The organism is Pseudomonas sp. CFBP 8758 (assembly GCF_014841725.1).
Lineage (GTDB): Bacteria > Pseudomonadota > Gammaproteobacteria > Pseudomonadales > Pseudomonadaceae > Aquipseudomonas > Aquipseudomonas baltica.
The window spans coordinates 40,670-54,046 of record NZ_JACYUK010000008.1 but is presented as its reverse complement, the minus strand read 5'-3'; the positions used below and the strand labels follow the sequence as shown (position 1 = coordinate 54,046).

Here is a 13,377-nt window from a genome sequence, read left to right as displayed (position 1 = left end):
GTCAACTCCCGGAAAGTTTGCTTTCGATCAACTGGGTGAATTGGCCGACGTTGCGCAACGACTCCAGCTCCGCGGTGCGGAACTTGATGCCGAAGCGCTGCTCGGCGGCGACGATCAGCATCACGTGCATCTGGCTGTCCCAGCCCTCGACCTGATCGGCCGTGGTGTCGCTGCTCAGCACCAGGCCTTCGTCGTCGAACAGGTCACGGAACAGGTCGGTCAGTTCGTGCAACACGGTAGTGGTTTCAGTCATGGCGGATCTCGATGTGATGGTTGAACGTGGAAGACGCGGTCAGTGGGTAACGCCACAACGTGGCCGGCGAACTGGCATCGGGGTTCGGCGCATGGACGAAGCCCAGCTGCGGATAATGTTCGGCGACCATCGCATTGCGCTCGCTGGGGCGGTATTCGCCGATCAACGCGCTGTAGCCGGCGGTAGCGGCGTGTTGGACAAGTACCTGCAGGGCCGCCTGTTCGGCCTGGCGGCCCAGCACACGGCAGCTCATCAGCCAGGTGTCGATGAACAGCTCGTCGTCGGCACAAGTGGTGTCGGGGCGCGCCAGCACCACGCTGATCAGGCCGTTGTCGCCGAACTTGTCGGTCAGGCGCAGGCTCAAGGCGACCGCGCCGGGGGTGTCTGCCAGCTGTTGCACCTGCACCTCGCTGTAGCGCCGCGTGCTGAGGTTGAACTGATTGGTCTTGTTGATCAGCTGCGTCGCCCGCGCCAGTTCCGCAGTGCCTATGGGCCGCGCCTGCATGACCATTTCCAGGCCCTTGAGGTAACCGGCCATGTCAGTGGCCTGACCCAGCGCCGCCTGGCGTTCACCATTGGCCCGGTAGATCTGGACACGGGCGCTGTCGTCGGCAGTGAAGGCAATGGCCTCGAAGTAACCCGCGGCAGCCACCCGTGCCGGGTAGTCGGCGACGTCATCGGGCAGCTCCGGCACCGCCACCTGGGGCAATTCGCGGCGCACGATGTCGCGCTCGGCAGGGTTGTCGTCGACGAACACCAGGCTGTCCAAGCCGATGTTCAATTGCTCGGCGATGCGTCGCAGGTTGCTCGCCTTGTCTTCCCAGTTGGCCACGAAGGCGGCGATGTCGCTGCGCTTCAACGCCATTTCCCGATGATCGAACGCCGCCTCGGCTATCTGCATGTCGTTCTTGCTGCACACCGCCAGGATCACACCGCGGCGCGCCAGCTGCGCCGCGTACTGCTGGAAAGCGAGGAAGGCTTCACCAGTGGCACTGCCCTGCCCCAGGTACAGGCCGTCGACGCCGTCGTCACCCACCACGCCGCCCCACAGGGTGTTGTCCAGGTCCAGCACCAGGCACTTGCGCGAGCGACCCACCACTGCGGCAGCGATGCGCGCCAGTTGGTCGCCGTACAACGGTGCCCAGATCGGACTCACCAGTTGCTTGGCCTGATGCCAGCGGACCGGGTCGGCCAGGCCGTCGCCGTACTGGCCGCCGGCCGCACTCCAGGCCAGGTCCAGGAGCAACACGCCGTCTTCGCGGGCGGCACGACGGATCTCGTTGTTCAGCCGTTCGAGCAAGGCGCGCGGCGAACCTGGCACCAGCGCGTCGAAGTGACCGAACAGCGCCGGGGCCGCGGGCACCAGGGTTTGCTGGATGACCTGCGCAGCGTAGCGCGCACGGGCCTGGCGCCAGAGCAGGCGCAGTTCTTCAACCCGCGCCTGCACGGCGTTTTCGGCCTCTTCGGCACTGGCATGCAGGGCGCAACTGGGTGGCGAATCCATGGCGTCGAGGGCGAGCAGAATGACCTGCGGGGCAAAAGCCTTCAGCGCGGGATCATCACCGAGCAACGCCTGGCGATACTGGCCATAGGGCGCCAGGTACACCGACACGCCGACCTGACGCTGCAACGCGGCGACGCGGATACCCGGCAGCAAATGGTCCACGGTATGCGACGCCAGCACGGCCATGCGCAACGCGGTGAAGCCCGGTACGCTTTGTTCACCTTCACCAACGAGCAGCTCGATGCCCTGCTGCGCAAGGCGATCCAGGCGCAGCGTCTGGGTGAAATCGCGACGGTAGGCGGCCAGCCTCGCCGTTTCATACAGACGCGCCAGAGGATCGCTCAGCGACTTGGCGTGGGAAATCGCCGCACCCAGGTCGGGGTGTTGGGCAAGCCAGGCTAACTGTTCCATGGTCGGCACCTTGTGATTGATCAGAACGGGGCGATTGATCAGAACTGGAAGTAAAGGAATTCGCTGGGGGCAACCGAGAACGCCGTGGCCAGCGCGAAGAAGCCCAGCACGCCGATCCCCACGCCAACGGTGGCGCTGGGTTGCCAGGCACTGGCCGGCACTCGGCGCTGCAACCAGTGAAGCTCCGGCTTGGCGTTGAGGGCGGTGCGCAAATGGCCCATCCATTGCTGGATGTTCGGCAGCGTCCAGACGAACGCCAGCAAGGCGGCGATCATGATCAGACTGCGCAGGTGGTTGGCCGCCAGTTGTGCCGGCAGTTCGCTCAAGCCGAGCATGCCGCCCAGTACCGCCAGGGCACTGGCCAGGGTCGGCGCGCGGAAGAACACCATGGCCACCACCACGCAGGTGAAGGTCAGCAGCACGGCCGGTATCCGGTGCATCCAGCGATCACTGTCCACGGCCCAGCCCCGGCGGGCCTTCCAGGCGCGCCAACCGTGCGCCACCACCAGGTAGAAGCCGTGCACCAGGCCAAACGCCACGAACTGCCAGCCCGCGCCGTGCCACACGCCGGAAATGAACATGGTCAGCACGGTCGGATAGGCCACCACCATGCAGAACGTACCCACGCTCATCTTGCCGCGCTTGGGCATCGGCAATCCTGCCGCCATGCGTCGACGGGCGATGCGCAGCACGATCGGGTTGTAGATGTAGCTGGTGAGAAAGCGGGTCAGGGTCATGTGCCAGCGCGACCAGTAGTCGATGACATTGCGTGCCTTGAACGGGCTGTTGAAGTTGGCCGGCAGGCTGATGCCGAACAGCAGCCCCAGGCCGATGGCCATGTCGGTGTAACCGGAAAAGTCGAAGTAGATCTGCAGGGTGTAGCTCAACGCTCCAATCCAGGCCTCGTGCAGGGCGGGTACGGTTCCGTCTGCCGCCATGGCGAATACCGGAGCGGCCTTCTCGCCCATGGGGTCGGCCATGATGACTTTCTTGAACAGGCCCATCAGAAAGATACTGGCGCCAATGGACAGGTTGACCAGCTGCGGACGGAAGTTGTCGCCACGGCGAAACTGCTCGAGCATTTCCCGGTGGTGAGTGATGGGGCCGGCAATGAGATGCGGAAAGAACGTGATGAACAGGCAGTAGTTGACGAAGTCATGTTCAACCACTTCGCCGTCATGGGTGTCGACCAGGTAGGCCATCTGCTGGAAGGTGAAGAACGAGATGGCCAGCGGCAGAGTGATGTTCTGCAGTGTCCAGCCCAGACCAAACGCTTGGTTGATGTTGCCGAACAGAAAACCGGTGTATTTGAAATACAGCAACAACGCCAGGTTGGCGCTGACACCCATGATCAACAGTGCTTTGGAACGCGTACGCAGTAGTTGCCCGGCCAGTACATAGTTGAAGGCGATGCTGCCCAGCAGCAAAGGGACGTTGGCGGGGTTCCACCAGCCGTAGAACACCAGTGAAGCCAAGGTCAGCCATATGGCAGCCAGGCGCTGGCGTCCCGTTCCGGCAAGCAGAAAGAACCCCAGCAAGACCACCGGCAGAAACCCGGCGATGAAGACCATCGAGTTGAACAACATCGGTAATACCCCACACGTGGCGCGACATTGAAAAGTCTTTCGGAACAAACGGTCGTCCAGATGCGCACACGGCCAGACGCCCCACGCACATGTCCGGCCGGTGGCAGATTCATGAAACGGGGCAGTAGGAAAACGGTACTTTTAACGGGGCACGAAGAAAGTTCAGTGCCCCTGACGAACGGAAAGAAGAATGTCGCAAACTTATGCGCTGCGCAAGTCTTCCAATAAGAAGATAGTTCTTATCGCAAGCCGCCCTGTTAAAGCCGTTGAAATACAGCCAATTAGTTTTTTGACGCGCCTGATTTGGCGCACGGATTCTTGACAGATGGCCACGACAGAACATTGACTACTATATAAATCAATGACTTACGCGAAACACAAGGCAAATGTAAAATTTTTGTCAAAAATCATGATTCGCTGCATTGACTTACATGCCAGCACCACCTTAAATTCGCTTCAACGCCCATGAAACCTCGTTCCAGAGACTTTCCGAAGGCAAGAAGAGCGTCTAGCCGGTTCCGGTGAAAGCGCCATTCAAATAAATGAAACACCACGCCCACTGCGTTGCATGGACCGGCGGTAGCTTTAACTTCTGATTGACGGATTCAGATTGACGAATCCGGATTGACAGAGTTGAACTCGAAATGGAATGGGGCACAGAAATGTCGAGCACAAGTACAGAACATGCAGAGTTTTCGCCTCGCTTGAAACTCGTTTCAATGCGCTCCGCTGCAGCACGCGGAAAAAAGCATTAACCAACGGGCGGTGCAAACCCCCTCCTCTTTTCAAGCGAAGGCATCCACATGGTCGATACTCGGCAACAACACTCGACAATCCTCATTGATGGCTACTCCTACCTGGAAGTGTTCTCGGGTGCGGAAAAAAGCCCCAAAGAGGGGACGACCATCGTTACCGTGACCTACGGCGATCGCCTGGGTTACCTCGAGCAATTGGTCGGCGATGCCTTGAGCTTTGCAGAAATCGACGAAGTGCTGATCGTCAGCAACGCTGCAACCGCCCCGGTGGACCAGCTCGCCGAGCGCTGGCCGGGACGCGTGCGGGTCATACAGCTGGCGGAAAACAGCGGCTCGGCCAACGGTTACGCAGTGGGCATCGAAGCCGCGCTGGCCAATGGCGCCGAGTACATCTGGATGATGGACGACGACAACACGCCAACGCCGGCCGCGGTCGAACTGCTGCACGCAGAGCTCAAACGCCTGGAAGGCGTGCACGGCAGCAGCCAGGTCGCCGTGCTGGGCTTCCGCCCCGGCCAGCAGGAGGACATCGCCCAGGGCGTGCCACTGCGTTTCGCCACGCAGCGGCCTTCGAGCTACTTCGGTTTCCACGTTGCGCAGATCCCTTACAAACTGTGGCGCCGTCGCCCCTGGGGCAAGCGTCGCAGCAAACCGGCGGCCATGCTCAGCCTGCCCTTCGCGCCTTATGGCGGCATGCTCGGCCATCGCAGCCTGTACGAAAGCATCGGCGTGCCGCGCCGCGAGTTGGTCCTGTACGTGGACGACACCGAATACACCCGGCGTATCACTGCCAACGGCGGGCACCTCTATCTGCTCACCGATGCGGTCATCGACGAGCTGGAGGATTCCTGGAACAACAAGGCCAACACTCGCAACATCTATGAATCGTTCCTGCTGGGCAACTCGGATTTTCGCGCCTACTACTCGGCGCGCAACCAGGCCTGGTTCGACAAGCACGTGTGGCTGGCATCACCGCTGATGTACCGCCTGAACCGCAAGATTTTCAATTCGCTGCTGACTTACTTCGCTCGTCGCCGCAACGCCCAGGATCGCCTGGCGCTGCTGCAGCGGGCCATTCATGACGGCGAGAACTCGAAGCTGGGCATGAGTTCGACGTTCCCGCTGCGCTGATGACGTTTTACCCGGATTTTGCTTTGCCCTGATGGACCTGCACACCCCAGGCGCCGTCCCTGACCAAGGATCGCGGACGGCCTGCTGTGCCTAGCTGTTTCCTGCTGTTCAACTTTTCGAGAGTGCGCCCCATGGACAAAACGACTGTTACCAGAATCGGTGTTAGCGGTACCGGCATGATTGCACGCGCGCTGGTTCTGCTTCTGGCCAAACATTACAAGGACGTACAGGTGACGCGGGTCCTGACCCGTCGCCCGGTGCGTGAGCTGGCGAATTTTCCGTTGGACGGCGTACTCACCAACTCGCTCGACGACTTGATCGACCATAGCGACCTGATCATCGAATGCAGCGGCGATGTGTGCCACGGCACCGTGGTCATCGAGCGCGCTTTCAGTGCCGGTCTGCGGGTCATCACCGTCAACGCCGAGCTGCAGGTGACGACCGGTTCGTACCTGGCAGGCAAGGGTTTCATCACCGAAGCCGAGGGCGATCAGCCCGGCTCGCTGGCAGCCCTGCGTGAAGAGGCCATCATGATGGGCTTCGAACCGCTGGTGTACGGCAACATGAAGGGTTACCTCAACCACAACCCCAGTCACGAGGACATGGCCTACTGGTCGTCGCGTCAGGGCATCAGCATCGAGCAGACCACCTCATTCACCGACGGCACCAAGGTGCAGATCGAACAGGCGCTGGTGGCCAACGGTTTCGGCGCGACCATCACCCGCCAGGGCATGGAAGGCCTGCCTTCGACCAACCTCGACGAGAGCTCGGCCATACTGGGCGCCCTTGCCGACAGCCTGGGCCAGTCGATCGTCGACTACGTGATTCCCAGCGGCTACGCTGCCGGCGGTGTGTTCCTGGTCGGTCGCCATGACCGCGTGCAAAGCCAGGCGCTGCAATACCTCAAGCTGGGTGCGGGCCCCTACTACGCCCTGCTGCGCCCTTTCCACCTGTGTTCGCTGGAGGTCGGCAAGACACTGCGCCGCGTACTCAATGGCGGTGGCATCCTGCTGAACAACTCGACCAACCCCACCGTTGGCGTCGCCGCCATCGCCAAGCATGCCATGCCGGCGGGCGAGCTGATCAGCCGCGGCATCGGCGGGTTCCAGCTGCGCGGCGAGAGCGTGATCATCGATCGTCACGAGGATCACGTACCGATCGGCCTGATGAGCCACGCGGTCATGAAGCGCGCCGTCGAGCCGGGCCAGATGATCACCTTCGACGACGTCGAGCTGCAGCCCAGCCGCGCGCTGGACATCGTTCTGCAACAACGCAGGGGTACACGCATCCTGGTCGAGGACCTGTCCCTGGTCACCGGCCGCTCTGCTGCACAGCCGCTGTTCACCGGCGCCGAAGCCGTCCTGGCCTGACACGCAGCCCGCTGCAACCACAAGAACCCGCCTCGGCGGGTTTTTGCGTTTCCGGGCCTGCCGAAACACCACTGCTGACTCGGCATGAATCATCGCGAAAGCGGCTCATAAGCGCATGATTCATGCAATTGCGCTGACGCCGTTTACCGTTTTCGGCATGATTTTGCCTGCGCCGCGCCGTAGCATTGGTTTCAAGGGGCCTGCATTGCGAGCGGTCGGCAAACGCCGACTAGACTCAACCCCAACGCTGCACCCACAACAACAAGATCAAGGGTAGTGACGACGTGAACGACTATCTTCCCCTCAGGCTGCATGTGCCTGAACCCAGCGGCCGTCCCGGCTGCAAGACCGACTTCTCCTATCTGCAGCTGAGCGCCGCGGGCGCTGTGCGCAAGCCCGCCGTCGATGTCGACCCGCAAGCCACCGCCGACCTGGCCGCAAGCCTGGTGCGAGTGCTCGGCGAGGACGGCCAGGCGCAGGGGCCGTGGGCCGAAGACATTCCCGAACAGGTGCTGCACGACGGCCTGCGCGCCATGCTCACCACGCGCATCTACGACACACGGATGGTGACCGCCCAGCGCCAGAAGAAAATGTCTTTCTATATACAGAGCCTGGGTGAAGAAGCCATTGGCAGCGCCCATGCGCTGGCACTGCGCGCCGACGACATGTGCTTTCCCACCTACCGCCAGCAGAGCATCCTGATGGCGCGCAAGCTGCCGCTGGTGGACATGATCTGCCAGCTGTTCTCCAACGAGAAAGACCCGCTCAAGGGTCGCCAGTTGCCGGTCATGTACTCGTACAAAAACGAAGGTTTCTTCAGCATATCCGGCAACCTGGCCACCCAGTTCGTCCAGGCGGTAGGTTGGGCCATGGCCTCGGCCATCCAGGGCGACACGCGCATCGCGTCGGCGTGGATCGGCGACGGTTCCACCGCCGAGGCCGACTTCCATACCGCCTTGACGTTCGCCCACGTCTACCGCGCGCCGGTCATTCTCAACGTGGTCAACAACCAGTGGGCGATCTCGTCGTTCCAGGGTATCGCTGGCGGTGAAGCCACGACCTTCGCCGGGCGCGGCGTGGGCTGTGGCATAGCCTCGCTGCGGGTGGACGGCAACGATTTCCTCGCGGTGTTCGCCGCCTCGCGCTGGGCCGCAGAGCGCGCCCGACGCAACCACGGGCCGACCTTGATCGAATGGGTCACCTACCGCTCCGGCCCCCACTCCACCTCAGACGATCCTTCCAAATACCGCCCTGCCGACGATGGCCAGCACTTTCCGCTGGGTGATCCGATCGCCCGCCTCAAGCAGCATTTGATCGTTACCGGTGTCTGGAGCGAAGAGCGCCACGCCGCGCTGGAAAGCGAGATCGAGGCACAGGTCATTGCCGCGCTGAAGGCGGCCGAACAATTCGGCACGCTGGTCAGTGGTCGGGTCGCAAGCGCCGCGACCATTTTCGAAGACGTGTACAAGGACATGCCCGAGCATCTGCGTCGGCAACGTCAGCAGATGGGAGCCTGACATCATGAACATGCCTACAGAAACACCGGTCGAGAAAGCAAACAGCACGGCCATCATGAGCATGGTCCAGGCCATCCGGTCGGCCATGGACGTCATGCTCGAGCGCGACCCCAACGTGGTCGCCTTCGGCCAGGACATCGGCTATTTCGGCGGGGTGTTCCGCTGCACCGAAGGGCTGCAAGCCAAGTACGGGCGCTCGCGGGTGTTCGACACGCCGATTTCCGAGAGTGGCATCGTCGGCATCGCGGTCGGCATGGGCGCCTATGGCCTGCGCCCGGTGGCCGAGATCCAGTTCGCCGACTACGTCTACCCCGCCTACGACCAACTGGCATCGGAGGCCGCGCGCCTGCGCTTTCGCTCGGCCGGGCAGTTCAGCGCGCCGATGACCGTACGCATGCCCTGCGGCGGCGGCATCTACGGCGGCCAGACGCACAGCCAGAGCCCGGAAGCGATCTTCACCCAGGTCTGCGGTCTGCGCACCGTCATGCCCTCCAACCCCTACGACGCCAAAGGGCTGCTGATCGCCGCGATCGAGAACGACGATCCGGTGATTTTCCTGGAGCCCAAGCGGCTCTACAACGGCCCCTTCGACGGTCATCACGACCGGCCCGTGACGCCGTGGTCCAAGCACGCCGCCAGCGCGGTACCCGAGGGCTACTACAGCGTGCCACTGGACAGCGCCGCCATCGTGCGGCCGGGCAGCGAAGTCACGGTGCTGACCTACGGCACCACCGTCTACGTGGCGGTCACCGCCGCCGAGGAGACCGGGATCGACGCCGAAGTGATCGACCTGCGCAGCCTGTGGCCGCTGGACCTGGACACCATCGTCGCTTCGGTGCAGAAAACCGGACGCTGCGTGGTGGTCCACGAAGCCACCCGCACCTGCGGCTTCGGCGCCGAGCTGGTGGCGCTGGTGCAGGAGCATTGCTTCCACCACCTGGAGGCGCCCATCGAACGCGTCACCGGCTGGGACACGCCGTACCCGCACGCCCAGGAATGGGCCTATTTCCCAGGCCCTGCGCGTGTCGGCGCTGCCTTGCAACGTGTGATGGAGGTCTGAATGGGCACGCATGTAATCCGTATGCCGGACATCGGCGAAGGCATCGCCCAGGTCGAGCTGGTGGAATGGTTCGTCAAGGTCGGCGACACCGTCAGTGAAGACCAGGTATTGGCCGATGTGATGACCGACAAGGCGACCGTGGAAATTCCCAGCTCGGTGGCCGGCACCGTGGTCGCCCTTGGGGGCGTGCCGGGTGAAGTCATGGCGGTAGGGGCCGAGTTGATCCGCATCGAGGTCCAGGGCACCGGCAATCATCACGAGGCCCAGACCCCGGTAGCCGTGGACGCAAGCGACGACGCCGAAGTGGCGGTTGCGCCTGTACCAGCCAGCGCGCCGACGAACCCCGTACCGATGGCCAGGGCCGCTTGCAACAAGCCCACCGCCGAAGCGACCTCGCGGCCTTTGGCCTCGCCGGCCGTGCGCCAGCGCGCGCGCGACGAAGGCATCGACCTGGCCGGCCTGCGCGGCACCGGCCCTGCCGGGCGCATTCGGCATGCAGACCTGGACGCATTCCTGAGTGGCAGCCGCACCGTGCCACAGGCGACAACCGGCACGCCGCGAATCGACGAGGAACGCATCCCCGTCATCGGCCTGCGCCGCAAGATCGCCCAGCGCATGCAGGAAGCCACGCGGCAGGTGGCGCATTTCAGCTATGTCGAGGAGATCGACGTTACTGCGCTGCTGTCGCTGCGCGCCGACCTCAACGCGCAGTTCGGTGAGAGCCGCGGCAAGCTGACCCTGCTGCCGCTGTTGATCCGGGCATTGGTCGTGGCGTTGCGCGAGTTCCCGCAGATCAACGCGCACTACGACGATCAACAGCAGGTCATCACTCGCCACGGTGCCGTGCACATGGGCATCGCCACGCAAAGCGACAACGGTTTGATGGTGCCGGTACTGCGCCATGCCGAAGCTGCCGACCTGTGGTTCACGGCAGGGGAAATCAACCGCCTGGCCCATGCCGCGCGCAGTGGCAAGGCGGCGCGCAACGAGCTGTCCGGCTCGACCATCACCCTGACCAGCCTGGGTGCCCTGGGCGGCATCGCCTCGACACCCGTGATCAACCGGCCTGAAGTGGCCATCGTCGGCGTCAACCGCGTGGTGGAACGGCCCATGGTGGTCAATGGCCAGATCGCGATCCGACAGATGATGAACCTCTCCAGCTCCTTCGATCACCGTGTGGTCGACGGCATGGACGCGGCGCGCTTCATCCAGGCGGTCAAGCGCCTGCTGGAGCAGCCGGCGATGCTCTTCGTCTAGCGCTGCTGGCGTGAACTATGCCGGGTAGCGGCGGGTCGACATCCCCATCGACTCACCGCTATCAGGAGCAACCTCCCATGCCACATGCACCACTGATCACCCTCAACGACGGCGTGCAGATTCCACAACTGGGTCTGGGCGTCTGGCAGCTCGATGACGATCAGGCCTACGCGTCGAGCGTGGCCGCCCTCAAGGCCGGCTACCGCCACATCGACACCGCCATGATCTACGGCAACGAGGCCGGCGTCGGCCGCGCCGTGGCCGAAAGCGGACTGGCGCGCGACGAGATCTTCATCACCACCAAACTGTGGAACACCGACCAGGGCTACGACAGCACCCTGCGCGCGTTCGACGCGAGCATGGCCAAGCTGGGCCTGGAGCAGCTCGACCTGTACCTCATCCACTGGGCGCTGCCCAAGAAGGCCGCCTACCGCGACACCTGGAAAGCTTTCGTACGGCTCCAGGAAGAAGGCCGCGTGCGCTCTATCGGCGTGTCCAACTTTCATCCAGAGCACCTGCAACACATCATTGCCGATACCGGGGTGACGCCGTCGGTCAACCAGATCGAACTGCACCCCGATTTCGCCCAGATCGAGTTGGTCGAATTCTGCAAGGGCCTGAACATCGTGACCGAGTCGTGGAGCCCACTGGGCCAGGGCGGCGCCCTGCTCTCCCAGCCGGTGCTGTCGCAGATCGCCGAGAAGCATGGCAAAAGCGCCGCCCAGGTGATCCTGCGCTGGCATGTCCAGAACCAGCACGTGGTCATTCCGCGCTCGAGCAACCCGGAGCGCATTGCGCAGAACCTCGACGTGTTCGATTTCGTGCTCGACGAGCAGGACATGCAGGCCATCGCCCACATCCCGCAGACCGGGCGGCTTGGCCCCAACCCCGACACCTTCGACATGGGCGCGTGACACGGGCGCTCAACAGACACACCCCGCAACACCTGTTAAACTGATCGTCTCCCAAAACAACGCTAGACACACCCCACGGCTGCCAAGCCGCGGGGTGTTTGTGCTGATAGGTATTGCATGTCCTTGACCGATATTCGCCGTAACGTACTGGCTGGCCTGACGTCCTCGTTCGCGCTGGTGCCCGAGTGCATCGCCTTTGCCCTGGTGGCCCAGGTCAACCCATTGATGGGTTTATATGGCGCCTTCATCATCTGTACTCTCACCGCGTTGCTGGGCGGCCGACCGGCGATGATTTCCGGTGCTGCCGGGTCGATGGCCGTGGTCATCGTGGCGCTGGTGGTACAGCACGGCGTGCAATACCTGTTGGCCACCGTCGTGCTCAGCGGCCTGATCATGGCGATTTTCGGCGTGCTGCGGCTCGGCAAGCTGGTGCGCATGGTGCCTCACCCCGTCATGCTGGGCTTCGTCAACGGGCTGGCGATCGTCATTGCGATGTCGCAGCTCGAACACTTCAAGACCCACGACGGCCAATGGCTGCCGTTCGGTGAGCTGGGCATCATGACCGGGCTGGTGGTGCTGACCATGGCCGTGGTCTACCTGCTGCCGCGCCTGACCAAGGCCGTACCCGGCGCGCTGGTGGCGATCATCGGCGTCAGTCTGCTGGTGCAATGGCTGCACCTGCCCACGCGCACCCTGGCCGACATGGCGACCATCGCCGGCGGCCTGCCCAGCTTCGAGTGGCCCAGCATCCCGCTGGACCTGGCGACGCTGAAAATCATTGCTCCCTATGCCCTGCTGATGGCCATGGTCGGATTGCTGGAAACCTTGCTGACCTTCAACCTCACCGACGAGATCACCGAGACCCGTGGCCAGCCCAACCGCGAATGCGTGGCGCTGGGCGTGGCCAACATCACTTCGGGCCTGTTCGGCGGCATGGGAGGGTGCGCGATGATCGGGCAGACCGTGATCAACCTGAGTTCCGGGGGCCGCGGGCGGCTGTCCGGGATCGTCAGCGGGGTGATGATCCTGCTGTTCATTCTGTTCCTGTCACCGCTGATCGAGCGCATCCCGCTGGCCGCCCTGGCCGGGGTGATGTTCGTGGTCGCGCAGCAGACCTTTGCCTGGGGTTCGGTGAGGGTGCTGGGCAAGGTGCCCGCCAACGATGCCGTGGTGATCATTGCGGTGACCATCATCACCGTGTTCACCGACCTCGCCACTGCCGTGCTGTGCGGCATCCTGATCGCGGCGCTGGCCTTCGCCTGGCAGCACTCGCGCGACATGCGCAGCGATGTCCACGACAGCGACGAGGCACGCGTCTACACCCCGCACGGCACATTGTTCTTCGCCTCGACCACGCATTTCCAGGCACTGTTCGATCCGCAGAACGACCCGGACCAGGTCTACATCGACTGCCGTCATCTGCACCTGGTGGATCATTCGGCCATCGCCACCATGGAGAATCTCGCCGCCCGCTACAGCAAGTTCGGCAAGCAGCTCCAGCTGCGCCAGCTGTCCTCGCGCAACCAGCGCCTGCTGGAAAAGGCTCACGCCGCCGTGACCATCGGCTGAGTTCATCTGCGCCGTTCAAGCGGGGTACCTCTGTCCGGCTTTCCTACAAG

Annotated in this window: 10 protein-coding genes; 7 read left to right on the top strand and 3 right to left on the bottom strand. The window is 63.2% G+C overall.

All coding sequences use genetic code 11. The annotated features are described in order from the left end of the window. Position 1: 1 nt before the first annotated feature. From IFT75_RS17875 to IFT75_RS17865, 3 genes are read right to left on the bottom strand one after another with little or no spacing between them, the layout of a single operon-like run. Entirely contained in the window at positions 2-253 is a 252-nt protein-coding gene (locus IFT75_RS17875; protein WP_122477958.1) for an acyl carrier protein, read from the bottom strand. Beyond that, a complete protein-coding gene (locus IFT75_RS17870; protein ID WP_192055965.1) occupies positions 246-2,168 on the bottom strand; it encodes an HAD-IIIC family phosphatase in 1,923 nt (640 codons plus the stop codon). The genes IFT75_RS17875 and IFT75_RS17870 overlap by 8 nt, the downstream gene beginning before the upstream one ends. A gap of 38 nt (positions 2,169-2,206) precedes the next feature. After that, complete coding sequence (locus tag IFT75_RS17865) at positions 2,207-3,754, bottom strand: MBOAT family O-acyltransferase (RefSeq protein WP_192055964.1); 1,548 nt, start codon at positions 3,752-3,754, stop codon at positions 2,207-2,209. A gap of 803 nt (positions 3,755-4,557) precedes the next feature. On the opposite strand from IFT75_RS17865, the gene IFT75_RS17860 reads away from it, so the two are divergent. From IFT75_RS17860 to IFT75_RS17830, 7 genes are all read left to right on the top strand, one after another. After that, on the top strand, positions 4,558-5,640 hold the full coding sequence (locus IFT75_RS17860) for a glycosyltransferase (protein ID WP_122477953.1): 1,083 nt from the start codon (positions 4,558-4,560) through the stop codon (positions 5,638-5,640). A 176-nt stretch (positions 5,641-5,816) separates the two neighbouring features. Next, positions 5,817-7,010, top strand: a complete 1,194-nt coding sequence (locus IFT75_RS17855) for an NAD(P)-dependent oxidoreductase (protein ID WP_244646886.1) — start codon at positions 5,817-5,819, stop codon at positions 7,008-7,010. A gap of 284 nt (positions 7,011-7,294) precedes the next feature. Further along, complete coding sequence (locus IFT75_RS17850; protein ID WP_185793294.1) at positions 7,295-8,527, top strand: thiamine pyrophosphate-dependent enzyme; 1,233 nt, start codon at positions 7,295-7,297, stop codon at positions 8,525-8,527. 10 nt (positions 8,528-8,537) lie between these two features. Next, a complete protein-coding gene (locus IFT75_RS17845) occupies positions 8,538-9,587 on the top strand; it encodes an alpha-ketoacid dehydrogenase subunit beta (protein WP_122478262.1) in 1,050 nt (349 codons plus the stop codon). Continuing rightward, positions 9,588-10,844 carry a dihydrolipoamide acetyltransferase family protein gene (locus IFT75_RS17840; RefSeq protein ID WP_185793293.1) on the top strand — a complete coding sequence of 419 codons (1,257 nt, stop codon included), beginning with the start codon at positions 9,588-9,590 and terminating at the stop codon, positions 10,842-10,844. A 77-nt stretch (positions 10,845-10,921) separates the two neighbouring features. Further along, entirely contained in the window at positions 10,922-11,758 is an 837-nt protein-coding gene (locus IFT75_RS17835; protein WP_185793292.1) for an aldo/keto reductase, read from the top strand. A 117-nt stretch (positions 11,759-11,875) separates the two neighbouring features. Further along, the gene (locus tag IFT75_RS17830) at positions 11,876-13,327 is read left to right on the top strand and encodes a SulP family inorganic anion transporter (RefSeq protein ID WP_185793291.1); all 1,452 of its coding nucleotides are present in this window, start codon (positions 11,876-11,878) and stop codon (positions 13,325-13,327) included. The last annotated feature ends 50 nt before the right edge of the window (positions 13,328-13,377 follow it).

Coding starts and splice junctions, on each gene's coding strand:
- IFT75_RS17870 (WP_192055965.1), bottom strand. CDS start 2,168: ATGGAACAGTTAGCCTGGCTTGCCCAACACCCCGACCTGGGTGCGGCG.
- IFT75_RS17830 (WP_185793291.1), top strand. CDS start 11,876: ATGTCCTTGACCGATATTCGCCGTAACGTACTGGCTGGCCTGACGTCC.
- IFT75_RS17835 (WP_185793292.1), top strand. CDS start 10,922: ATGCCACATGCACCACTGATCACCCTCAACGACGGCGTGCAGATTCCA.
- IFT75_RS17860 (WP_122477953.1), top strand. CDS start 4,558: ATGGTCGATACTCGGCAACAACACTCGACAATCCTCATTGATGGCTAC.
- IFT75_RS17855 (WP_244646886.1), top strand. CDS start 5,817: ATGATTGCACGCGCGCTGGTTCTGCTTCTGGCCAAACATTACAAGGAC.
- IFT75_RS17875 (WP_122477958.1), bottom strand. CDS start 253: ATGACTGAAACCACTACCGTGTTGCACGAACTGACCGACCTGTTCCGT.
- IFT75_RS17840 (WP_185793293.1), top strand. CDS start 9,588: ATGGGCACGCATGTAATCCGTATGCCGGACATCGGCGAAGGCATCGCC.
- IFT75_RS17845 (WP_122478262.1), top strand. CDS start 8,538: ATGCCTACAGAAACACCGGTCGAGAAAGCAAACAGCACGGCCATCATG.
- IFT75_RS17865 (WP_192055964.1), bottom strand. CDS start 3,754: ATGTTGTTCAACTCGATGGTCTTCATCGCCGGGTTTCTGCCGGTGGTC.